The 21,038-nt window shown below is 72.8% G+C and carries 19 protein-coding genes and 1 tRNA gene; 14 read left to right on the plus strand and 6 right to left on the minus strand.

Features of this window, described 5'->3' with window-relative positions; genetic code table 11:
- The first annotated feature begins 1 nt into the window (after position 1).
- Both ACFWAR_RS17405 and ACFWAR_RS17410 read left to right on the plus strand, forming a co-directional pair.
- The gene (locus tag ACFWAR_RS17405; protein WP_385777932.1) at positions 2 to 181 is read left to right on the plus strand and encodes a hypothetical protein; all 180 of its coding nucleotides are present in this window, start codon (positions 2 to 4) and stop codon (positions 179 to 181) included.
- Between the two features lie 143 nt (positions 182 to 324).
- Positions 325 to 534, plus strand: coding sequence for a hypothetical protein (locus ACFWAR_RS17410; RefSeq protein ID WP_385777934.1), 210 nt, complete (start codon positions 325 to 327; stop codon positions 532 to 534).
- A 184-nt stretch (positions 535 to 718) separates the two neighbouring features.
- On the opposite strand, the gene ACFWAR_RS17415 is transcribed toward ACFWAR_RS17410, so the two are convergent.
- Entirely contained in the window at positions 719 to 1,612 is an 894-nt protein-coding gene (locus tag ACFWAR_RS17415; protein WP_385777936.1) for a hypothetical protein, read from the minus strand.
- A gap of 167 nt (positions 1,613 to 1,779) precedes the next feature.
- Between ACFWAR_RS17415 and ACFWAR_RS17420 the strand changes: the two genes are divergently transcribed.
- The 7 genes from ACFWAR_RS17420 to ACFWAR_RS17450 all read left to right on the plus strand — a co-directional run bounded on the left by ACFWAR_RS17420 (position 1,780) and on the right by ACFWAR_RS17450 (position 10,690).
- Positions 1,780 to 2,574: a S1 family peptidase gene (locus tag ACFWAR_RS17420; protein WP_385778041.1), complete on the plus strand. Its 795-nt coding sequence runs from the start codon at positions 1,780 to 1,782 to the stop codon at positions 2,572 to 2,574.
- 223 nt (positions 2,575 to 2,797) lie between these two features.
- The gene (locus ACFWAR_RS17425; RefSeq protein WP_354383307.1) at positions 2,798 to 3,454 is read left to right on the plus strand and encodes a response regulator transcription factor; all 657 of its coding nucleotides are present in this window, start codon (positions 2,798 to 2,800) and stop codon (positions 3,452 to 3,454) included.
- Positions 3,455 to 3,506: 52 nt separating this feature from the next.
- A complete protein-coding gene (locus ACFWAR_RS17430; RefSeq protein ID WP_385777939.1) occupies positions 3,507 to 4,703 on the plus strand; it encodes a sensor histidine kinase in 1,197 nt (398 codons plus the stop codon).
- An 11-nt stretch (positions 4,704 to 4,714) separates the two neighbouring features.
- The gene (locus ACFWAR_RS17435) at positions 4,715 to 5,035 is read left to right on the plus strand and encodes a chorismate mutase (RefSeq protein ID WP_385777941.1); all 321 of its coding nucleotides are present in this window, start codon (positions 4,715 to 4,717) and stop codon (positions 5,033 to 5,035) included.
- A 138-nt stretch (positions 5,036 to 5,173) separates the two neighbouring features.
- Entirely contained in the window at positions 5,174 to 7,681 is a 2,508-nt protein-coding gene (gene pepN, locus ACFWAR_RS17440) for an aminopeptidase N (RefSeq protein WP_385777943.1), read from the plus strand.
- 157 nt (positions 7,682 to 7,838) lie between these two features.
- Positions 7,839 to 9,281, plus strand: a complete 1,443-nt coding sequence (locus ACFWAR_RS17445) for a pyridoxal phosphate-dependent decarboxylase family protein (RefSeq protein ID WP_385777945.1) — start codon at positions 7,839 to 7,841, stop codon at positions 9,279 to 9,281.
- Positions 9,278 to 10,690, plus strand: coding sequence for a lysine N(6)-hydroxylase/L-ornithine N(5)-oxygenase family protein (locus ACFWAR_RS17450; RefSeq protein ID WP_385777947.1), 1,413 nt, complete (start codon positions 9,278 to 9,280; stop codon positions 10,688 to 10,690). Before ACFWAR_RS17445 ends, ACFWAR_RS17450 begins: the two co-directional genes overlap by 4 nt.
- 62 nt (positions 10,691 to 10,752) lie before the next feature.
- On the opposite strand, the gene ACFWAR_RS17455 is transcribed toward ACFWAR_RS17450, so the two are convergent.
- Positions 10,753 to 12,546, minus strand: coding sequence for a bifunctional metallophosphatase/5'-nucleotidase (locus tag ACFWAR_RS17455; protein WP_385777949.1), 1,794 nt, complete (start codon positions 12,544 to 12,546; stop codon positions 10,753 to 10,755).
- Positions 12,547 to 12,700: 154 nt separating this feature from the next.
- On the opposite strand from ACFWAR_RS17455, the gene ACFWAR_RS17460 reads away from it, so the two are divergent.
- Positions 12,701 to 13,444 carry an SIMPL domain-containing protein gene (locus ACFWAR_RS17460; protein ID WP_385777951.1) on the plus strand — a complete coding sequence of 248 codons (744 nt, stop codon included), beginning with the start codon at positions 12,701 to 12,703 and terminating at the stop codon, positions 13,442 to 13,444.
- 156 nt (positions 13,445 to 13,600) lie between these two features.
- Complete coding sequence (pyk, locus tag ACFWAR_RS17465) at positions 13,601 to 15,028, plus strand: pyruvate kinase (protein WP_385777953.1); 1,428 nt, start codon at positions 13,601 to 13,603, stop codon at positions 15,026 to 15,028.
- A 123-nt stretch (positions 15,029 to 15,151) separates the two neighbouring features.
- Here pyk and ACFWAR_RS17470 read toward each other — a convergent pair whose 3' ends face one another.
- Together ACFWAR_RS17470 and ACFWAR_RS17475 are read right to left on the minus strand one after the other, a co-directional pair.
- Positions 15,152 to 15,640, minus strand: coding sequence for an isochorismatase family protein (locus ACFWAR_RS17470; protein WP_385777955.1), 489 nt, complete (start codon positions 15,638 to 15,640; stop codon positions 15,152 to 15,154).
- Between the two features lie 34 nt (positions 15,641 to 15,674).
- On the minus strand, positions 15,675 to 16,253 hold the full coding sequence (locus ACFWAR_RS17475) for a MepB family protein (RefSeq protein ID WP_385777957.1): 579 nt from the start codon (positions 16,251 to 16,253) through the stop codon (positions 15,675 to 15,677).
- A gap of 110 nt (positions 16,254 to 16,363) precedes the next feature.
- Here ACFWAR_RS17475 and ACFWAR_RS17480 point away from each other — a divergent pair, with 110 nt between their 5' ends.
- Positions 16,364 to 18,916: an MDR family MFS transporter gene (locus ACFWAR_RS17480; RefSeq protein WP_385777959.1), complete on the plus strand. Its 2,553-nt coding sequence runs from the start codon at positions 16,364 to 16,366 to the stop codon at positions 18,914 to 18,916.
- Positions 18,917 to 18,975: 59 nt separating this feature from the next.
- Here the strand turns inward: ACFWAR_RS17480 and ACFWAR_RS17485 are convergent, their stop codons facing one another.
- Complete coding sequence (locus ACFWAR_RS17485) at positions 18,976 to 19,302, minus strand: hypothetical protein (RefSeq protein ID WP_385777961.1); 327 nt, start codon at positions 19,300 to 19,302, stop codon at positions 18,976 to 18,978.
- 92 nt (positions 19,303 to 19,394) lie between these two features.
- Here ACFWAR_RS17485 and ACFWAR_RS17490 point away from each other — a divergent pair, with 92 nt between their 5' ends.
- The gene (locus ACFWAR_RS17490; protein ID WP_385777963.1) at positions 19,395 to 20,033 is read left to right on the plus strand and encodes a TetR/AcrR family transcriptional regulator; all 639 of its coding nucleotides are present in this window, start codon (positions 19,395 to 19,397) and stop codon (positions 20,031 to 20,033) included.
- A gap of 126 nt (positions 20,034 to 20,159) precedes the next feature.
- On the opposite strand, the gene ACFWAR_RS17495 is transcribed toward ACFWAR_RS17490, so the two are convergent.
- A tRNA-Leu gene (locus tag ACFWAR_RS17495) sits at positions 20,160 to 20,234 on the minus strand.
- 74 nt (positions 20,235 to 20,308) lie between these two features.
- On the opposite strand from ACFWAR_RS17495, the gene ACFWAR_RS17500 reads away from it, so the two are divergent.
- Positions 20,309 to 20,998, plus strand: a complete 690-nt coding sequence (locus tag ACFWAR_RS17500; RefSeq protein ID WP_354383321.1) for a response regulator — start codon at positions 20,309 to 20,311, stop codon at positions 20,996 to 20,998.
- The last annotated feature ends 40 nt before the right edge of the window (positions 20,999 to 21,038 follow it).

Consider the following 21,038-nt stretch of genomic DNA (forward strand, 5'->3'; position numbering starts at 1 on the left):
CATGAGTACGAACGCCATCATCGTGGGCGGCGTTCTGGCGTCGTTCGTCGCCTTCTTCGTGCTGGGCTGGCTGACGAACCGGGGCCGGGGCAGCGCGCCCCTGAGGGGGCCCCGCGACGAGGACGGCGACGGCTGCGGGGGCGGCGGCGACGGCTGCGGCTGCGGGTGCTCGGACGCGTGAGGGGTGGCCGGAGCCGGGTATTCCGGCGCGGGCGGCAGGGCACGAACCGGGACATGAGTCGATTAGGGGTCTGGATCACCGTTTGTACGGTGCTGTGCCTGGGGACGTGGGGCGCGCTCGCGTGGGTCTGGTTCGATCCGGACATGGGGCACGCGCGGGACGCCTTCGGCGGGGGCGGGAAGATCATCGGGTTCGGCGCGTCCGTCCCGACCACGATCACGATGATCAGCGGCATGTTGGTCTTCGGCGGCTCCTCCGGTGGCGGGGGCGGGGGCGGCGACGGCGGGTACGGACCCGGGGGCTGCGGTGCCGGGTGCGGGGGCGGGTGCGGGGGGTGCGGGGGCGGCCTGTGAGGGCCCCGGCCTCCGGCGGGGCTTCTTGCCTCCGGCGGCGCCTCAAACGCCGGCGGGGCTGGATGTGGTCGGCCGGGTGCGGCGGTCCCGGCCTCCGGCGGCGCCTCAAACTCCCCCAGCTACCGCTGGGAGGGGCCCCCGGGCGAGGCTGGAATTGGTCGGCCAGTTGTGGGGGTGAGGGGGGTCAGGTGTCGCACTCCAGCTCGGTGCGGCACAGTGCGCAGCGTGCTCGTAGGCGTCCGCGGACGGGGACGCGCAGGCGCTGTCCGCAGGTCGGGCAGGGGAAGCTGACCCGTTGGCCCGAGGGGCCGGGCTCGAAGCGGTACGTCGGCCCCCGCTCCGGGTCGGCGGCCCCGGCGCGGCGGTCCTTCGCGTAGCGCCGCCGCTCCAGCAGGCCCGCCGCGGCCAGCGGGGCCCGGCGCAGGTCCCGGCGGGCCAGCTCGCGTCCGCGCACGTAGGCCTCGTACGCCTGGGGGCTGGTGAACCAGGTGGAGAGGTCCTCGCCCAGCAGCTCCCCGCGCTTGGCCAGGACGTACCCGAACTCCTCCGGGGTCAGGTAGCCGAGCTTCTGGTGGGTGAGCGCGTCCTCGCGGTAGGCGTCCAGCAGCAGCCAGCCCGCGCCGAGGTAGGCGGCGGCGGTGTCGGTGAGGATCTCGGTCTCGGCGGTGGTGGGGAAGTCGAGGTCCAGCCGGTGCAGCAGGACGTGCGTGACCTCGTGGGCCAGGGCGGCGGCCAGATCGCGCCGGTGCGTGCGGAAGCGGTCGTTGACCTCGACGAAGTACTCGGGCCCGGCGGCCAGCTCGACGGTGGCCGCGTGCTCCATCGCCCGGAAGCTGATGATCATCCGGGCGTCGGGGAGCCGCAGGTGGCGCACCATCGCGGAGGCCACCCGCTGCGCGCCGAGGTGCAGGTCGTCATCGTCGGGGAAGGCCGCGTCGGCGGGGGCGAAGCTCGCCGCGTAGGAGCGGACGCCGTCGGTCGACAGCCGCCGGTGCAGCGCGGTGAGGGCGGCGCGGACCGTGGCGAGGTGCGGGAACCCGTGCTCGACCGGGCTGTGCCGGCCGCCTGCGTGCGTCATCCGTCCCCCTCGGGGCGTGCGTCCTGAGTGACCTTGGCCGAATCGGCGTCCTTGTGCCCGCGCGGCGCTCAATGTGACATGGACCCGTCACGTCCGCCGTCCCCGCGGCGGCGTGCGCGACGCACCCACGCACCGCCCCACCCCCCACGAAAGGCAGCGTGCCGACTGTGTTGCACCCCAAGAGCGTCACCCGCCGTGCCACCCGTCCGATCCGCAGCGCCCTCGCCGTCGCGGCGGTCGCCCTCGCGGCCGTCAGCCTCCAGCCCGGCTCCGCCAGCGCCGACCCGACCCCGGTGGTCGGCGGCACCCGCGCCGCCCAGGGCGAGTTCCCCTTCATGGTCCGCCTCTCCATGGGCTGCGGCGGCGCCCTCTACAGCTCCCAGATCGTGCTGACCGCGGCCCACTGCGTCAACGGCTCCGGCAACAACACCTCCATCACCGCCACCGCCGGCGTCGTCGACCTCAACAGCTCCAGCGCCATCAAGGTCAAGTCCACCAAGGTGCTCCAGGCGCCCGGCTACAACGGGCAGGGCAAGGACTGGGCCCTGATCAAGCTGGCCAAGCCGATCAACCTGCCCACGCTCAAGATCGCCGACACCACCGCCTACAACAACGGCACCTTCACCGTCGCGGGCTGGGGCGCCGCCCGCGAGGGCGGCGGCCAGCAGCGCTACCTGCTGAAGGCCACCGTCCCCTTCGTCTCGGACGCCGCCTGCAAGGCCGCCTACGGCAGTCAGCTGGTCCCCGGCGACGAGATATGCGCCGGCTTCGACCAGGGCGGCGTCGACACCTGTCAGGGCGACTCCGGCGGCCCCATGTTCCGGCGTGACGACGCCGGAGCCTGGATCCAGGTCGGCATCGTCAGCTGGGGCGAGGGCTGTGCCCGCCCGGGCCTGCCCGGCGTCTACAGCGAGGTGTCCACCTTCGCCAACGCCATCCGGACGGCGGCCGCCGGCCTCTGACCCGCAGCTCTCGTCCTTCCGGCCGTGCGGGATGCGGCCGGAAGGACGAGGCGTTACGCCCCGAATGTACGTAAGGTCGGTGACAGTACCGCGAGGCTGGCACAGTACTGTCCCTGCGCCGCGGTCCCCTCTCCGCGGTCCGCCGTGCGGTTGCGGTCCGACCCGCGCGCCGGTCCCATGGGAAGGGTCCAAGGGCGACGGGCGACAGTGGGGCAGGCAACGCATGGCGATCAGCGTGGTCATCGCGGACGACCAGGAGATGGTCAGAACCGGATTCCGGATGATCCTGGAGAGCCAGAGCGACATCGAGGTGCTCGCCGACGTCGTCGACGGGGAGGCCGCCCTCGTCGCGGTCGAGCAGCACCGCCCCGACGTCCTCCTCCTCGACATCCGCATGCCCCGCCTGGACGGCCTCGAAGTCACCCGGCGGCTCGCCGGACGGGACAAACCGCGCATCGTCATCGTCACCACCTTCGACCTCGACGAGTACGTCCACGCGGCGCTCCACGGCGGCGCCTCGGGCTTCCTCCTCAAGGACGCGAGTCCGGCCATGCTGGTTGAAGCGGTCCGCGCCGCGGCCGTGGGCGACTCGCTCGTCTCACCGGCCATCACCGTGCGGCTGCTGCGCGAGATGGCCACCCGCACCCCCGCGGCCGTGGCCGCACGGCGCCCCGCCGAACCGCTCACCGAGCGCGAGGTGGACGTCGTACGGTGCCTCGCCCGCGGCATGACCAACGCCGAGATCGCCGCCGAGCTGTACGTGTCCCTCTCCACCGTGAAGACCCACCTGGCGAACGTCCAGGCCAAGCTCGACGCCCGCAACCGCGTCGAGATCGCCGCCTGGGCCTGGGAGAGCGGCCTGGCGGCGAGCTCGACGTGACCGCGGCACCACCGAAGCCCGCTCCCGCCGGGTCCCCGCGCGGGGGCCCGAGGTGAGCCCGCTGGCCAGTTGGGCGCGACGGCACCCGCACGGCGCCGATCGGATCAGGGTCTCCCTCATCCTGCTGCTCCTCGCCCTCGTCAGCTTCGAGGGGGCCGTGCTGGCCCGGCAGCCCACCGTCCCGCACGCCGTCATCCTGGTCTCCGGCGTCCTGGTCTGCCTCGCCGCCGCGCCCTGGCCCCGGCTCGGGCTGGTCGCCCGCGCCTGGTTCGCGGCCGCCGTCACCTGGTCCGCCACCGCCTTCCTGATCTTCGTCAACCACCCCATCGTGGTCTGGGGCGCGGGCGAGGCCATAGCCCTGCTCGTCCTGCTCAGCGGGGTGCTCCTGCGCACGCCCGCCCGCACCGCGGCCGTCCTCGGCCCGATCCTGGGCCTGGGCTGCATGGCCGTCCCCGTCCGGGACTCCGACCCCGGCCGCTTCACCCTGCTCTTCTCCGTCCTGACCGTCGTCGTCACCGCCTACTCGCTGCTGCTGCGCCTGCAGGCCGTCCAGCGCCGCCGCGAGGTGCGGGCCGTGCGCACCGCCGAACGCCTCGAACTCGCCCGCGAACTCCACGACCTCGTCGCCCACCACGTCACCGGCATCGTCGTCGAGGCCCGCGCCGCCCGTTTCACGAACGTCTCCGCCGAACGCGCCAACGAGATCTTCGGCCGGATCGAGACCGCCGGGGGAGAGGCGCTCGGCTCCATGCGCCGCCTGGTCAAGGTCCTGCGCGAGGACGACGTGGGCCCGGGCACCGCACCCATCGCCGGTCTGGAGGAGATCCGCGACCTGACCACCCGGTTCTCCGTCACCGGACCGCCCGTCGTCCTCTACGTCGAAGCGGGCCTCGCCGACACCCTGCCCGGCGACGTCGCCGCCGCCGCCCACCGCATCGTCCTCGAAGCCCTCACCAACATCGGCAAGCACGCGGCCACCGCCACCGCCGTCCGCATCGGCCTGCGCATCGTCGCCACCGGCCTCGAGGTCCGCGTCGCCGACGACGGCGGACGCCCCGCCAAGCTCTCCGAACAGGCCCGCGGCGGCGGCTACGGCCTCGCCGGGATGACCGAACGCGCCGAGGCCATGGGCGGCACCCTCAGCGCCGGACCCGCCCCCGAGGGCGGCTGGATCGTCACCGCGATCCTCCCCTTCGCCAGCCGTCTCACTGGCCGAGCGGCCGAAGACCCCGCCCCACCAGCCACGTAAGCTCGGGAACCATGACGAACAGCCACATCGACGAGAACGTCCGCGAGGAACTGGCCCGACTGCGGGACAGCATCGACAACATCGACGCGGCCGTCGTGCACATGCTCGCCGAGCGCTTCAAGTGCACCCAGCAGGTCGGCCACCTCAAGGCCAAGCACCAGCTGCCCCCGGCCGACCCGAACCGCGAGGCCAGCCAGATCGCCCGGCTCCGCCAGCTCGCCGAGAACGCCAAGCTCGACCCGGCCTTCGCCGAGAAGCTCCTCAACTTCATCATCGCCGAGGTGATCCGCCACCACGAGACGATCGCCGCGGCCGAAGACCCCGACGCGTAGCCGTCCGGTGGCCGCGACGTGGCCGCGACGTGGCTGGGAGACGGCCGCGGGGCGTCCGGCGGATCCCGGAGCGGATCCCGCAGCGGGCCCCGGCCGCCGGCCCTTCGGTGCGCGCCGCCCCTTTGGCAGCATGGGGGCATGTCCGCACTGACGCGCAACGAAGCGCAGACCCGAGCCGCCCTCCTCGACGTCCACCACTACGTCGTCGCCCTCGACCTCACCGGGGACGAGGACACCTTCGACTCCACCACCGTCATCCGGTTCAGCGCCAAAGCCGCCGGTGACACCTTCGTGGAGCTGAAGCCGGAGGAACTGCGCTCCGCCACGCTCGACGGCACCCCGCTCGACCCCGGCGCACTGGCCGGCGACCGGCTCCCGCTCACCGGGCTCACCGAGGGCCCGCACGAGCTGCGCGTCGAGGCGTCGATGCGGTACTCGCGCACCGGCGAAGGACTCCACCGCTTCACCGACCCCGCGGACGGCGAGACGTACGTCTACAGCCAGATGTTCCTGGACGACGTGCAGCGCGTGCTGCCCGCCTTCGACCAGCCCGACCTCAAGGCCGTCTTCGAGTTCACCGTCACCGCGCCCGCCCACTGGAGCGTCATCGCCAACGGGACCACCGAGCGCACCGGTCAGCGCCAGGCGGACGGCGCCGGCATCTGGCGCTCCGCCCCCACCCCCCTCATCTCCACCTACCTCGCGGCGGTCGCCGCCGGCCCCTGGCACACGATCCGCACCGAGCACGCCGGGCTGCCCTTCGCCGTGCACTGCCGCCGCTCCCTCGCCCCGTACCTGGACGCCGACGCCGAGGAGATCCTCGGCATCACCACGGACTGCTACGACCGCTACCACGAGAAGTTCACCGAGCCCTACCCCTTCGACTCCTACGACCAGGCGTTCGTCCCCGAGTTCAACGCGGGCGCCATGGAGAACCCGGGCCTGGTCACCTTCCGCGACGAGTACATCTACCGCTCCGCCGTCACCGACACCGAACGCCAGTGGCGCGCCGTGGTCATCGCCCACGAGATGGCCCACATGTGGTTCGGCGACCTCGTCACCCTGCGCTGGTGGGACGACATCTGGCTGAACGAGTCCTTCGCCGAGTACATGGGCTACCAGATCCTCACCGAGGCCACCCGCTTCACCGGCGCCTGGACCGACTTCGGCCTCGCCCGCAAGGCCTGGGGCTACGACGCCGACCAGTGGCCCTCCACCCACCCCGTCGCCCCCGACCCCGAGGCCGTCCCCGACACCGCGTCCGCGCTCCTCAACTTCGACGGGATCTCCTACGCCAAGGGCGCCTCCGCGCTGCGCCAACTCGTCGCCTGGCTCGGCGAGAAGGACTTCCTCGCCGGCATCAACACCCACTTCCAGCGGCACAAGTTCGCCAACGCCTCCCTCGCCGACTTCGTGGAATCCCTCGCCGCCCACACCGGGCGCGACGTCCACGCCTGGGCCGACACCTGGCTGCGCACCACCGGCATCGACACCCTCACCCCGCACATCGAGGACGACGCCGACGGGTGGACCCTCACCGTCGAGCGCCGCGGCAGCCGCCCCCACCACATCGCCGTCGGCGCCTACGACGACGTGCCCGGCGAGGACGGCCGCCTCGAACAGCGCCTCCTGCTCGACCTCGACCTGCCCACCAGCGAGGTCATCTCCGGCGTCGGGCCCCGCCCCGCGCTCCTCCTCCTCAACGACGGCGACCTCAGCTACGCCAAGGTCCGCCTCGACCCCGGCTCCTGGGACACCGCGCTGCGCGCCCTGGCCGGCATCCCCGACGCCCTCACCCGCAGCATCATCTGGAACGCCGCCCGCGACATGGTCCGCGACGGGGAACTCCCGCCCGCCGCCTACCTCGGAGCGGCCGCCGCCCACCTGCCGCACGAGGACGACCTCGCCATCGTCCAGAGCGTCCTCGGCTTCGCCCGCGGCCAGATCGCCGACCGCTACCTCCCCGCCGAGGACCGCGCCGGGGCGCTGACCACCCTCACCTCCCTCACCCGCGCCCTCATCCGGCGCACCGAGGACGGCGCGGAACCGGGACTGCGCCTCGCCGCCGTCCGCACCTTCATCGACAGCGCCACCCAGCCCGACACCCTCGCCGCCTGGCTCGCCGACGGCACCGTCCCCGGCGGACCCGAGCTCGACCCCGAACTGCGCTGGCGGATCCTCGCCCGGCTCGCCGCCCTCGGCGCCGTCGACGAGCGGGCCGTCGACGCCGCCCTCGCCGCCGACCCCAGCGCCACCGGCGAGGAGGGCGCCGCCCGCTGCCGGGCCGCCCTGCCCGACGCGGACACCAAGGAAGCCGCCTGGCAGCGGATGTTCCACGACGACACGCTGTCCAACTACCTGTTCTCCGCCACCGCCCAGGGCTTCTGGCAGCCCGAACAGGCCGAACTCCTGCGCGCCTACGTGCCGCGCTTCTACCCCGAGGCCCTCGCCCTCACCGCCCGCCGCGGGCCCGCCATCGCCGCGGCCGTCGGCCGCTACGCCTTCCCCGTCCACGCCATCGACCAGGACAACCTCGACGCCGGCCAGGAGTGCCTGGAGCGGGGCGAGCCCATCCCGCTGCTCCGGCGCAAGCTCGTCGACCAGCTCGACGACGTCGCGCGCGCCCTGCGGGTGCGCACCGGCTGAGCAGTCCGGGGGGCGGCTCGGGGCCTGCCGGGCAGCGGCTGAAAAACAACCACCGGACAAACCCCGGCGGTTACCCCATTAGGGTCGGATCGTTGTGCTGGGCGGGGGCCCGGCGGGGCCGCGCCCCGCGCCCCGCCCAGCTTCCGTGAGGACCCGCGTGACGATCCGCACGACCCCACCGCACGGCACCCCGCCCCCGCTGCCCCCGCTCGCGGGCGGCAGCGGGGCCGCCGACGCGCTGCGGCCCCTCCTCGACACCGTCCTCGACGCCCTCACCACCGGCGCCGCCGCCCGCGGCGGCCCCCTCCCCGCAGGCGGCCCCGACGCCGTCACGGCCAGGGTCCGCGCCGCACTGGGCGACGTACTGCCCGCGCGGGGCAGCGGCGACCACGAAGCGCTGCGCACCCTCGTCCACGTCCTCGCCGCGGGGGCCGCCGACCCGGCCGACCCGCTGTGCGCGGCCCACCTGCACGGGCCGCCGCTCGCCGTCGCCGTCGCGGCCGACCTCGCCGCCAGCGCGCTGAACCCCTCGCTGGACTCCTGGGACCAGGCCCCCGCCGCCTCCGCGATCGAGGCCCTCGTCACCCGGGCCCTGGCCGCCGAGCTGTACGGCACCCCGCACCCGGACGCCCCGCACCCCGACGCCCTCGTCACCACCGGCGGCACCGAGGCCAACCAGCTCGCCCTGCTGCTGGCCCGCGAACGCCACCGCGCCGCCGGCCCCCTGACCGTCCTGCACGGCGCCAACGCCCACCACTCCGTGCCGCGCTCCGCCTGGCTCCTCGGCCTCCCCCCGGCCGTCGAGATCCCCACCCCCACCGGCACCCTGCACCCCGCGGACCTCGACGCCGCCCTCGCCCTGGCCCGGCGCACCCGCCCCGGCCCCCTCCTCGTCACCGCCACCGCGGGCACCACCGACGCCGGGCTCATCGACCCCCTCGACGCCCTCGCCGACCAGTGCGCACGGCACGGCGCCGACCTCCACGTCGACGCCGCCTACGGCGGCGCCCTCGCCCTCAGCCCCCGTCACCGGCCCCTCCTGAGCGGCCTCGACCGGGCCCGTTCCCTCACCCTCGACCTGCACAAACTCGGGTGGCAGCCGGTCGCGGCCGGGCTCCTCGCGGTCCCCGACGCCGCCCTGCTCACCCCCCTCGCCCACCAGGCCGACTACCTCAACGCCACCGACGACACCGAGGCGGGCCTGCCCGACCTGCTCGGCCGCTCCCTGCGCACCACCCGCCGCCCCGACGTCCTCAAGATCGCCGTCACCCTCCGCGCGCTCGGCCGCGACGGCCTCGCCCGGCTGATCGACGGGACCTGCGCCGCCGCACAGCAGCTCGCCCGCCTCATCGACGCCCACCCCGGCTTCGAACTCCACGCACCGCCCACCATCAGCACCGTCCTCTTCCGTCCCGTCCCCACCGACGACGCCGCCCTCGCGGCCACCCGCCGCACCCTGCTCCACGGCGGCCGCGCCGTCCTGGGCCGGGCCACCGCCGACGGCCGCCTCTGGCTCAAAGCCACCCTGCTCAACCCCCACACCACCACAGGGGACCTCGCCACCCTCCTGACCCTCCTGGAAGGCAGCACCCACCGATGACCGCGCCACTCGAAGCACCCCATGACCTCGTCGGAATCGGCATCGGCCCCTTCAACCTCTCCCTCGCCGCGCTCGCCCAGGGCCTGCAACAACACGAGTTCGCCGGCGGTCTCGCCACCGCCTTCTACGACCAGCGCCGCGACTTCAGCTGGCACCCCGGCCTCCTCATCGACGGCGCGACCCTCCAGGTCCCCTTCCTCGCGGACCTCGTCACCCTCGCCGACCCCGCCAGCCCCTGGACGTTCCTGAACTACCTCAAGCACAAGGAACGCCTCTTCCCCTTCTACTTCGCCGAGCGCTTCCACATCCAGCGCGCCGAGTACGACGCCTACTGCCGCTGGGTCGCCGGCCAGCTCCCCGGCCTGCACTTCGGCCACCAGGTCGACGCCGTCCGCTGGAACCCCGAACGCGCCCTCTTCGAGGTCGACTTCACCCAGCTCGACGCCGACGGCGAAGCCGAGGCCCTGGGCCGCACCTACACCCGCAACCTCGCCCTCGGCATCGGCAGCGCCCCCTACGTGCCCGACCCGCTGCGCCCGCTCGCCGAAGCGCCGACCGTCCCCGTCGTGCACTCCGCCGAATACCTCGACAACCGGCAGCGGATCCTCGGGGCCGACCACGTCACCGTCATCGGCTCCGGCCAGTCCGGCGCCGAGGTCTTCCTCGACCTGCTGCGCGCCCGCCCCGCCGGTCGCGAACGCCTCACCTGGCTCGCCCGCACCCCGTCCTTCGCGCCCATGGAGTACTCCAAGCTGGGCCTGGAACACTTCACCCCCGACTACACCCGCTACTTCCACGACCTGCCCGAGGCCGTGCGCGACAAGCTGCTGCCCGCCCAGTGGCAGCTCCACAAGGGCATCGACGCCGACACCATCGCCGCCATCCACGACGAGCTCTACCGGCGCACCCTGGACGGCGGCTGGCCCGACGTCGTCCTCACCCCCGGAGTCAGCGTCCGCACCGCGGGCCGGGTCGCGACCACCAAGGTCGAACTCCACCTCGAACACGCCCAGCAGGGCACCCGCTCCCGGCTCACCACCGACGCCGTCGTCCTCGCCACCGGCTACCGCGAACGCCCGATCGGCAGGATCCTGGCCGGCCTCGACCCGTACATGCGCAAGGACTCCTCCGGCCGCCCGCGCATCGACGACCGCTTCCGGATGAAGCTCGACCCCACCGTCACCGGCACCGTCTTCGTGCAGAACGGCGAACGGCACACCCACGGCGTCGGCGCGCCCGACCTCGGGCTCGCCGCGTGGCGCAGCGCCACCATCCTCAACACGCTCACCGGCAAGGACCCCTACCCCCAGCCGACCCGCACCGCCTTCACCTCCTTCGGCCTGGAGCGGCGCGAGGCCGCCCGGCCGCGGGTCCCCGGCGAACTGCTGCCGCTCGTCGAGCACCCCTGAGCGGGGGCGGGGGCGGTGCTCCCGTGCACCACCGCCCCCGCCCGCCCGGTCGCCGCTCCCGCCTAGAAGACCGGCACCCCGGCCCGCGTCAGGCGCCAGTCCACCGCCGCGAACTGCGCCGGGTCGACGGTGCCCTTGGCCTTCACCCACTGGATGATGGTGTTGCGGATCTCCTCCGAGTTGGCCCACAGCTGCTTGGACTTCGGCACGTGCGGGAAGTTGCCGCCGCCCGAGGCCCGGTAGTTGTTGACCGCCAGCACGAACTGCGCCGCCGGGTCGACGGGCTTGCCCTGGAAGGACAGCCCGGTGATCCGGGACCCGGCGGGCTGCGCGATGTCGATGTCGTAGCTCACGCCGTACACCGCGTCGTAGTTGTAGTCCGGGATGCTCTCCGCGTTGGTCAGCTTCGCGAGGTCCACCGGGTCGCCCGGCGCCGTCCGCGCGTAGTACCTCGCCGAGAACTCCAGGTAGTCCTTCAGCTGCGCGCCGGTCAGCAGCCGCGCTTCCAGCGTGTTCTCGAAGGGGTACAGGCCCGCCGCGTCCTTGATCGTCACCTGGCCGGCCGGGATCGCCGCCGTGCGCGAGAAGCACGAGGCCTGGGAGAGGACCGGCAGCGCCGCCCACTCCGTGCCCGTCAGCGCCGTCTTCACCGTCTCCGCCTGCACGTGGCTGATCAGGTCGATGATCGCCACGTCCTTGAACGGGCCCTCCGCCGAGGACATCGCCCGCAGCGAGGTGCCGATCACCTGGTTGACGTACGCCACCACCTTGCGGTGCTCGTCCGACAGCAGCCGGACGATCTTCGGGTCCTCCACCGCGGTGTTGGAGTTCAGCACCCGCGCCGCGACCTTCGCCACCGACCAGCGGCCCTTCGCCCAGGTCAGCTCGAAGTCGAACAGGGTCAGGCGCTGGCCCCACTTGAGCGGCTCGGACAGCACCACGTCCTTGCCGGTCGCCTTGTTCTTCACCCGGTACTCGGGGATCTCCGTGTGCGCGTGGCCCACCAGGATCGCGTCGATCCCCGGCACCTGCTCGGCCACCAGACCGGCCGCGTTCTCGATGTGGGGGAGCTGGTCGCCGTAGCTCGACGTACCGCTCGAACCCGAGTGCGCCGAGACGATCACGACGTCGGCGCCCAGCGAACGCAGCCGCGGCACGTACTTCGCCGCCTGCTCCTCCAGACCCGGGAAGGTCATCTTCCCCTGCACGTTGGCCTTGTCCCAGATGGCTATGCCCGGGTTGGTCAGACCCAGCACCGCGACCTTGACGTCCGGACCGTGCGGCGTACAGATGCGGTGCATGCTGTACGGCGGGAACGCCGGGCGCAGCGTCTTCGCGTCCAGCGCGTTCGCCCCGAGCAGCGGGAAGTCGCACTGCTCCTCGAACTTGCGCAGCACCGGAATGCCGTAATTGAACTCGTGGTTGCCCAGCGCCGCCGCGTCGTACCCGATCGCGTTCATCGCCTGCGCCATCGGGTGCACGGGGCCGCGGCGCGCGGTGATCGGGTCCACCTTGGCGTAGTAGTAGGACAGCTGGGTGCCCTGGATCGTGTCGCCCGCGTCGATCAACAGGGTGTTCTGGCGGCCCTTCTCCTTGCGGACCTGGTTCACCAGGGTGGAGATCTTCGCCAGACCGACGTCGTTGTGCGCCTTGTCGTCGAACTCCTTGTCCGTGAAGTAGTCCCAGTTGAAGACGTTGCCGTGCAGGTCGGTCGTCCCCATCACGGTGAACGCGTAGGTGCGCGGCGGCCGGGGCTGCTGCGCGGCGGCCGCCGGGGTGACCGCGGTCCCCGTCAACGCCACCGCGGCTCCCGTCGCGGCCGTGGTCCCCAGGAACGTCCTTCGGTCGAACGCCATGCCATCTCCCCTTGTGAGGCGTGCCTTGTAAGGCGTGAACAACGCGCGTAGATAACGCGCGTAGATTCTGACCCGTCGACGTCGTCGGCAACACCCCTGTCAGGTTTCGATCCGATGACCAGCCCCGAACGGGCGACAGTGCGAGAGTGAAACCATGAGCGACGACGACGCAACGCCCCAGTCCTACGCAGCCACGCCGACGCAGGGAACCCCGCTGCCGTACGGCACCCCCGACGTCCCGCGGGTCGCCGTCCGCGGCGAGGCCCGCATCGAGGTGGACCCCGAGATCGCCCGCATCGGCATCACGGTCAGCGCGCGCGGCGTGGACCGCCGGGGCGCCCTCGAAGACCTCACCCGGCGCAACAACGCGGTCCTCGACCTGGTCAAGAGCTACGGCGACGAGGTCGAGAAGCTCGAAACCGGTGCCTTCTCGATCACTCCCGAACTCACCCGCCAGGGCCGGGGCGAACGCGTCCGGGCCTACCACGGACGGGTCGTGATCACCGCCGAACTCTCGGACTTCACGGCTTTGGGCGAACTCACCACCCGCCTCGCCGACCTCGAACTCACCCGTGTGGACGGACCTTGGTGGGCCCTGCGCCCCGACTCGCCCGCCCACGGCCGGGCGCGGCGCCAGGCCGTCCTCGAAGCGGTCAAGCGCGCCCGCGAGTACGCCGAGGCCCTCGGCGCGGGCCTCGCCGCCCTCGTCGAACTCGCCGACCTCGGCGCCGAGGACGCCGGGCCGCGACTGATGGCGGCGCCCGGCGGCGCCATGCGCTCCATGGCCTACGGCGGGGCCCCCGAGGAGCACGCGCCCGCGCTCGACCTCGAACCGCAGCGGCAGACCGTCTACGCCCAGGTGAACGCCCGCTTCACGATGACCGCGCCGCAGCTCTGAGGGCCGTACGACCGCCGGGTGTCCACCGGTGCGGGGGTGCTCATCAGAGCACCCCCGTGCACATTCAATAATTGTCAACAAGCTTTTGCCCACTGGTTGTTGAGTGGACACCCGGAACCAATTCTCTACTCCCCGGTAGGGGCATACGCTCAGCCCATGCGCCGAGCGAAAATCGTATGTACCCTGGGCCCCGCCACCGACTCATACGACCAGATCAAAGCCCTGGTCGAAGCCGGAATGGACATCGCCCGCTTCAACCTCAGCCACGGCACCTACGCCGAGCACGAGGAGCGTTACCACCGGGTGCGCAAGGCTTCCGACGAAACCGGCCGCAGCGTCGGAATCCTCGCCGACCTTCAAGGTCCGAAGATTCGCCTCGGCCGCTTCCGCGAAGGCCCCGTACTCCTTGAACGCGGCGACGAGTTCACGATCACCGTCGAGGACCACGAGGGCGACCGCCACACCTGCGGCACCACCTACAAGGGCCTCTCCCACGACGTCACCACCGGCGAGCGCATCCTCGTCGACGACGGCCGCGTCACCCTCGAAGTCACCGGGGTCGACGGCCCGCGCGTCCGCACCCTCGTCGTCGAGGGCGGCATGGTCTCCGACCACAAGGGGCTGAACCTCCCCGGCGTCGCCGTTTCCGTCCCGGCCCTGTCCGAGAAGGACATCGAGGACCTCCGCTGGGCCCTGCGCACCGGCGCCGACGTCATCGCGCTCTCCTTCGTCCGCAGCGGCCGCGACATCGAGGACGTCCACCGCGTCATGGACGAGGAGGGACGCCGCCTCCCCGTCATCGCCAAGATCGAGAAGCCGCAGGCCGTCGAGAACATCGACGACATCGTCGCCGCCTTCGACGGCATCATGGTCGCCCGCGGCGACCTCGGCGTCGAAATGCCGCTGGAGCAGGTCCCGATCGTCCAGAAGCGCGCGGTGAAGCTCGCCAAGCGCAACGCCAAGCCGGTCATCGTCGCGACCCAGATGCTCGACTCGATGATCGACAACTCCCGGCCCACCCGCGCGGAGGCCTCCGACGTCGCCAACGCCGTCATCGACGGCACCGACGCCGTCATGCTCTCCGGCGAGACCAGCGTCGGCAAGTACCCCATCGAGACGGTCCGCACCATGGCCCGCATCGTCGAGGCGGCCGAGGAGGACATCCTCGCCAAGGGCCTGCCCCCGCTCACCGACCGGAACAAGCCCCGCACCCAGGGCGGGGCCGTCGCCCGGGCCGCCGCGGAGATGGGCGACTTCCTCGGGGCGAAGTTCCTCGTCGCCTTCACGCAGAGCGGCGACACCGTGCGCCGCCTCTCCCGCTACCGCTCGCCCATCCCGCTGCTGGCCTTCACCCCGGACCAGGCGACCCGCTCCCAGCTCAACCTCACCTGGGGCGTGGAGACCTTCCTCGGGCCGCACGTCGACTCCACGGACGCGATGGTCGCCCAGGTCGACGAGGAGCTGCTGCGGATCGGCCGCTGCGTCCCCGGCGACGTGGTCGTGATCACCGCCGGTTCGCCCCCCGGCGTCCCCGGCTCGACCAACCTCGTCCGCATCCACCACATCGGCGAAGCCGTCCGCTGACGCCCGGCGCGGCCCCGCTCGGCCCCGCTCGGCCCCGCTCCGCCCCGCTCCGCCCCGGTCGGCACGGCGGGCGGGGCCGAGCGGTCGGCGGGACGGGAGCGAGCGGGTCGGCGGGTCGGCGGGTCAGCGGTAGTCGGCGGTGCTCCGCACCTCGCCGAAGCGCGGGAAGGTCCGCCGCACGGCGAACTCGTGCTCGTCCGCCGCCAGTCCGGACATCGCGTCGGCCACGAACTCCAGCTCGTAGCCGTGGTCGGACGCGGCCCGGGCGGTGGATTCGACGCCCATCGTCGTGACGAGCCCGGCCATCACCAGGGTGTCCACGCCGAGCGCGCGCAACCGCTCGTCCAACCCGGTGCCGTAGAAGGCGCCGACCGTGCGCTTGACCAACACGACGTCGCCCTCCCGCACCAGCCCGTCGGCGAAGCCGCTGCCCGGCGGCTGCTCGGCGACTCCCGGGCGGTCGACCCGCACCAGCACCACGGGCCGCCCGGCCGCCCGGAACCCCTCGGCCAAGGCGCGGCAGCGCGCGAGCACGTCCTCGCCGGAGTACGGCGCGAGGGGAAGGGCGATGATGCGGGGCATCAGGTCGATGAGGATCAATGCGCTGGCCATGGCCCGATCCTAGGACCCCCACGATGCGCCGGGTTCAGCGGTCGTGTGCGCCGACCTGCCGGTGGTAGAGCCCTTGGGCGCGGGCCAGGTCGAGGGGCCCGTCCTGGTGCAGGTGCAGGAAGAAGTCCAGCTGCCACGCCTGCGCACGGGCGGCCTGGCGGTTGGTGGTGGTCACCCAGGGCGGGTAGACGCGGAAGGCTCTCTTCCCGCCGGAACCGTCCGCCGATACGACACCGTGGCGGCGGAGCGCGTCCACGGGAAAGACGAACTGGCCGAAGTGCCGATGGTCGCGGGCGCTGATGACGAAGAGGTCGACGCGGTCCGTGGTGTCGAAGGGCTCGATGGGCCCTGCCGGGGACCTCTTCCAGACGGTGACGAACTGCCCGACCTTGGTGGGGGTCGTCCTGGCCGCGCGAAACCGGATGGCGAGGCCGTCAAGGGTGAACTCGTGGGCGGCGTAAGCGGCGCCCTCGGCTTCGGGCACCGGCTGCGAGCAGGTGAACCCACAGGGGTCGTAGACGAGTGTCTTCGCCGCGATGAGGTCCCCGTGGGCCGGGGCGGCAGGCGACCACGGTGCGGGATGGACGGCGGAGGAGTGTTCGCGGTTCGTCATTGTCCGTCCACCCTGTCACGGCTGCGGGAGGCGCCGACCGCGACGCGGGCGGGTGCGGGCGTTCGCCCCACAAGCCTTGCCCCGTTGGAGAGTTGGACTATCTTTCTCCCGTGGACCAGCTGAACGCCGAAGACCCGACCCGCATAGGGCCCTACCGACTGATCGCCCGGCTGGGCGCGGGCGGGATGGGCCTGGTCTATCTGGGCCGCTCCGAGGGCGGGCGCACCGTGGCGGTGAAGGTCGTGCAGGCCGAGTTCGCCGGGCACCCCGAATTCCGCCGGCGCTTCGCGCGCGAGGTCGCCGCCGCGCGGCGGGTGGGCGGCAGCTGGACCGCGGCCGTCCTCGACGCCGACCCCGAGGCCGCGATCCCGTGGGTCGCCACCCAGTACATCCCGGGCCCCGACCTGCAGACCGTGGTCGCCAAGGACTACGGCCCGCTGCCGGAGCGCTCCGTCCACACCCTCGCCAACCGCCTGGCCCTGGCCCTGCGCGCGGTGCACGAGGTCGGACTGATCCACCGGGACCTCAAGCCCTCCAACGTCCTCGTCACCGTCGACGCCCCGCGCGTCATCGACTTCGGCATCGCGCGGGCCATGGACAGCCTGGCCGGGGACAGCCTGCACACGCACACCGGCATGCTGATCGGATCGCCCGGCTTCATGTCGCCGGAACAGGTCCGCGGGCTCGAACTCACCCCCGCCAGCGACGTCTTCTGCCTGGGCGCCGTCCTCGTCTACGCGGCCACAGGGCGCCTGCTCTTCGGCGCGACCGACACCGGGCTGAACGCCCATCTCTTCCGGATCGCGGAGGAGGAGGCGGACCTGAGCGGGGTGCCGGACTCGCTCGTCGAGCTGGTCCGCGCGTGCCTGCACAAGGACCCGACCCAGCGGCCCACCCCCGAGGAGGTGGCCGAGCGCACGGCCGCCGAGCAGGAGGGGGAGTGGCTGCCCGGCGCGGTACTGGCCCAACTCGGCCGGCACGCAGCCGAACTCCTGGACTTCGCCCCGGCCGGAGCCCGCGCCGAAGCCGCCGAGGTGTCCGAGGCGCGGACGGACCCCCGCGTCCCGTCCGCGGGAGCACCGGAGCAGGCCCGACAGCTGCCCCCGCCGCCCGCGTACGCCCCGACGCCCCCTGCGCCGCTGATCCCCGGGCAGGGCTTCGGCCCGCCGCCGGGCCCCTTCCCCGGCGCCTGGCCGGCAGCCCCCCAGGGCTCGCCCCAGCCCCCCGAGCCCCCGCACCCGCGGCGGTGGTGGGGCCTGGCGGTCGTCTCCCTGGCCCAGCTGATGGTGCTGTTCCAGGTCGCGGGCTTCGGATTCCTGCTCCCGGCGATCCAGGCCCATCTGAACCTGGCCACCAAGGAGATGAACGGCCTGGGCAACGCCTACGCCCTGGCCTTCGGTTGTCTGCTGCTGATCGGCGGACACCTCGCGGACCTCCTGGGCCGCAAACCGATGCTGATCGTCGGCGTGATCGGCTTCGCGCTGGCCTGCGGGCTCGGCGGCGCGGCCGCCGACGTCGACGTGCTGGTGTGGGCCCGCGCCCTCCAGGGCGTCTTCGGCGCCCTGCTGACGGCTTCCGCACTCGCCGTGGTCGGCAACGGCTTCACCGACCCGAAGGAGCGGGCCAGGGCCTTCGGTGTGTACGGCGCGGTCGTCGGCAGCGGTTCGGTGCTCGGGCTGTGCGCGAACGGCTGGCTCGTCGACAGTCTGAGCTGGCGCTGGTCCTTCTACTCCGGTGTCCTCCTCTCCGTGATCGTCCTGGTCGGTGTCCTCTCCCTGGTGCACGACCGCCGGGGCGGCGCCGCGGCGCGTCCGGACCCGCTCGGCGTGCTCCTCGGCTCGGCCGCCTTCGCCGCGCTGTCCTACGGTCTGCTGGGCAACCAGCCCAGCGGGTGGGTCCTGACTCCTCTCGTCCTGATCCTGCTCGTCGGGGGCGTCCTCCTGCTCGTGGCCTTCCTGTGGTGGCAGAGCAGGGCGGCGAACCCGCTCTTCCCCGTGGACCGCAACCGTGTCGGCGCCTTCCTCGCCATGGCGCTGGCCGGCATCGGTCTCTTCACCCTCTTCGTGGCCCTGACCTTCTACCTGCAGGCCCTACAGGGCTGCCGTCCACTCGGAGCCGGGCTGCGCCTGCTGCCGCTGGTCGGCGCGAACGTCATCGCCGCCACGCAGATCGCCCCCCGGCTGCTGCGGCGGGCGGCAGCGCGCGTGGTGATCGTCGCGGGTCTGGTCGTCACGGCCGTCGGGCTGGCCCTGCTCGCGGCCCTCGCCCACGACAGCGGATACGTCTCGCTGGTCCTGCCGGGCATCCTGCTCGTGGGCCTCGGCTCCGGCCTGTTCGTCACGGCGGTCCTCGCCGTGGCGACCGAGGCCGCCGAGCAGCGCTCCGGCGGGGCCGCGGCAGTCATCAGCGCGGCGCAGCAACTGGGCCTGGCGATCGGCGCGGCCATGCTCAGCGCCCTGATCACGAGCCGGATCCAGGAAGCGCGCGCCAACGCGTCGGTGGTGTCCGGGCGGATCAGTGCGGAGCTGCTCGCCGGCTACACGACCGGCCTGTGGTGGGCCTGCGGCGCCACCCTGCTCGCGGCCGTGCTCGCCGCCGTGCTCATCAAGGCCGGCCCGACCCGGCTCGACGCCTCCACAGGCTCGGCCTCCAGCCCGCGCTGACCTGACCTGGGGGGTGTCCGACGGATGTCCGCGGCGTCGCGGCGCCCGCCAGACACCCCCTAGTCCCGTATGCGGGGGAGGGCCCCGGCCGCGGCTCGCAGGCTGCGGTCCCCTCTGTGCTCCGCCGAGAAGAACGGCGCGGATGCCGCGGACCCCCGCCCGCCCGGAGCGGCCCCCGGCGCCATCCTGGCGCACGCCCGCTCGGCCGCCGTGGCCCGCTCCGGGCAACCCCGCAGCCCCCGCAGCAGCGGCCCTCGCGGCCGCGCCGCCGCCTCCGCGCTGCCCAGCCACGCGTCGGCCGCCGGGAAGTTGGGGATGCGCACCTCCCGGCCGCCCCTGGCGAACTCCTCGCCCGTGGCCTCGTACCAATGCTCTTGAGCGATCACGCTTCCACTCATGACTGTCCCCCCGAACACCTTCACCATTTATCGAAACGCTACGCAGCGTTTCGATAAACGGTAGCGGCTATCGTGAAGCCGTGTCAACCAACTCCACCCCCCGCACCGGCGGCCGCCTCCGCAACGAGGAAGCCCACCGATCCGTCCTAGAGGCCACCGCCGCCCTCCTCGTGGAGAACGGCTACGGCGCGCTCACCATCGAAGGCGTCGCCAAGCGGGCCAATGTCGCCAAGAGCACGGTCTACCGCTGGTGGAAGAGCAAGCCGGAGCTGGTCATGGACGCCTCCGTCCACGTCCCCACCCCCGGCCCCGATCCCGCCCCCGAAACCGCCGTCGACCCCGCCTCCGGGGCGGCGGAGATCGACACGGGCTCCCTCGCGGGTGACCTCGCCGCGTTCCTCGCCGACCTCTACGGCGCGGCCGCCGACCCCGTCCGGGCCCGCGCGCTCACCGGTCTCGCCGCCGAGGCCCAGCTCGACCCCGGCTCCGCCGCGCCCTTCCGGGACTGGGCCCGTACCCGGCGCGAGCTGGTCCTCGTCCTCCTCGCCCGCGCGGTCGCGCGCGAGGAGATCCCCGCGGCGACCGACGTCGAGAGCGCCGCGGACCTCGTCCTCGGCCCCTTCTGGTACCGGCTCCTCGTCATGGGCGCCCCGCCCGCCCGCGCCGAGGGTGCGGCCCACGCGGCGGCGGTGCTCCACGGAATCGCGGCGGGGAAATGAGGCGCACGAGGAAGTCGTGCAGGGGGAGGCGGGCGGGAAACAGCCCAGAGTGACCGGCAGCGCGGTCGAATTCGCTCGTGTGAGCTAACGGCCGCGAAGTCGCGCGACCATGGAATGTAAGGAAAGTGCCCCAGGTGGGATTCGAACCCACACTGTCCGCTGTTTGAGAGCGGCCTCTCTGACCAGTTGGAGTACTGGGGCCTACGAAACGAAGGACTCAACGAACCCTGCGCGAGACCACCTTACAGGAGCTAGGTAGGCTCAGGGGAGCTGTTATGCCCCGCAACGAGGAGCCCTCCGTGACCGCCGAGCACGAGTCGTCGCCCACACCCGTCGACGCCGACCAGTCGCATGTCCCGCCGCTGACGACCCGCGTCGTCATCGCCGAGGACGAGGCGCTCATCCGGCTCGACCTGAAAGAGATGCTGGAGGAGGAGGGCTACGCCGTCGTCGGCGAGGCCGGGGACGGTCAGCGCGCCGTGGAACTGGCCCGCGAGCACCGGCCCGACCTCGTCATCCTGGACGTGAAGATGCCCGTCCTGGACGGGATCTCCGCCGCCGAGGTGATCGCCGAGGAGTCGATCGCGCCGGTCCTGATGCTCACCGCCTTCTCGCAGCGCGACCTCGTCGAGCGGGCCCGGGACGCGGGGGCCATGGCGTACCTGGTCAAGCCGTTCTCCAAGAGCGACGTGGTCCCCGCCATCGAGATGGCCGTGTCCCGCTTCGCCGAGCTGCGCGCCCTGGAGAAGGAGGTCGCCGACCTCTCGCTCCGGCTGGAGACCCGCAAGCTCGTGGACCGCGCCAAGAGCATCCTGCAGACGCAGTACGGCCTGACCGAGCCCGCCGCCTTCCGGTGGATCCAGAAGACCTCCATGGACCGCCGCATGTCGATGCAGCAGGTCGCCGAGGCGGTCATCGAGGACGCCGAGGAGAAGAAGAACGCCGCGGCGGCGGCCAAGGACTAGCGCAACCGAACGCAGCCGGCCCGCCCCGGAAAATCGGGGC

Source organism: Streptomyces sp. NPDC059917 (assembly GCF_042730635.1).
Taxonomy (GTDB): Bacteria; Actinomycetota; Actinomycetes; order Streptomycetales; family Streptomycetaceae; genus Streptomyces.

What these genes read in the sequence shown, in the direction of transcription:
- ACFWAR_RS17460 (WP_385777951.1), top strand. Translation starts at nt 12,701, where the DNA reads ATGAGCGACGACGACGCAACGCCCCAGTCCTACGCAGCCACGCCGACG.
- ACFWAR_RS17415 (WP_385777936.1), bottom strand. Translation starts at nt 1,612, where the DNA reads ATGACGCACGCAGGCGGCCGGCACAGCCCGGTCGAGCACGGGTTCCCG.
- ACFWAR_RS17455 (WP_385777949.1), bottom strand. Translation starts at nt 12,546, where the DNA reads ATGGCGTTCGACCGAAGGACGTTCCTGGGGACCACGGCCGCGACGGGA.
- ACFWAR_RS17425 (WP_354383307.1), top strand. Translation starts at nt 2,798, where the DNA reads ATGGCGATCAGCGTGGTCATCGCGGACGACCAGGAGATGGTCAGAACC.
- ACFWAR_RS17405 (WP_385777932.1), top strand. Translation starts at nt 2, where the DNA reads ATGAGTACGAACGCCATCATCGTGGGCGGCGTTCTGGCGTCGTTCGTC.
- pyk (WP_385777953.1), top strand. Translation starts at nt 13,601, where the DNA reads ATGCGCCGAGCGAAAATCGTATGTACCCTGGGCCCCGCCACCGACTCA.
- pepN (WP_385777943.1), top strand. Translation starts at nt 5,174, where the DNA reads ATGTCCGCACTGACGCGCAACGAAGCGCAGACCCGAGCCGCCCTCCTC.
- ACFWAR_RS17435 (WP_385777941.1), top strand. Translation starts at nt 4,715, where the DNA reads ATGACGAACAGCCACATCGACGAGAACGTCCGCGAGGAACTGGCCCGA.
- ACFWAR_RS17470 (WP_385777955.1), bottom strand. Translation starts at nt 15,640, where the DNA reads ATGGCCAGCGCATTGATCCTCATCGACCTGATGCCCCGCATCATCGCC.
- ACFWAR_RS17450 (WP_385777947.1), top strand. Translation starts at nt 9,278, where the DNA reads ATGACCGCGCCACTCGAAGCACCCCATGACCTCGTCGGAATCGGCATC.
- ACFWAR_RS17410 (WP_385777934.1), top strand. Translation starts at nt 325, where the DNA reads ATGGGGCACGCGCGGGACGCCTTCGGCGGGGGCGGGAAGATCATCGGG.
- ACFWAR_RS17475 (WP_385777957.1), bottom strand. Translation starts at nt 16,253, where the DNA reads ATGACGAACCGCGAACACTCCTCCGCCGTCCATCCCGCACCGTGGTCG.
- ACFWAR_RS17500 (WP_354383321.1), top strand. Translation starts at nt 20,309, where the DNA reads ATGCCCCGCAACGAGGAGCCCTCCGTGACCGCCGAGCACGAGTCGTCG.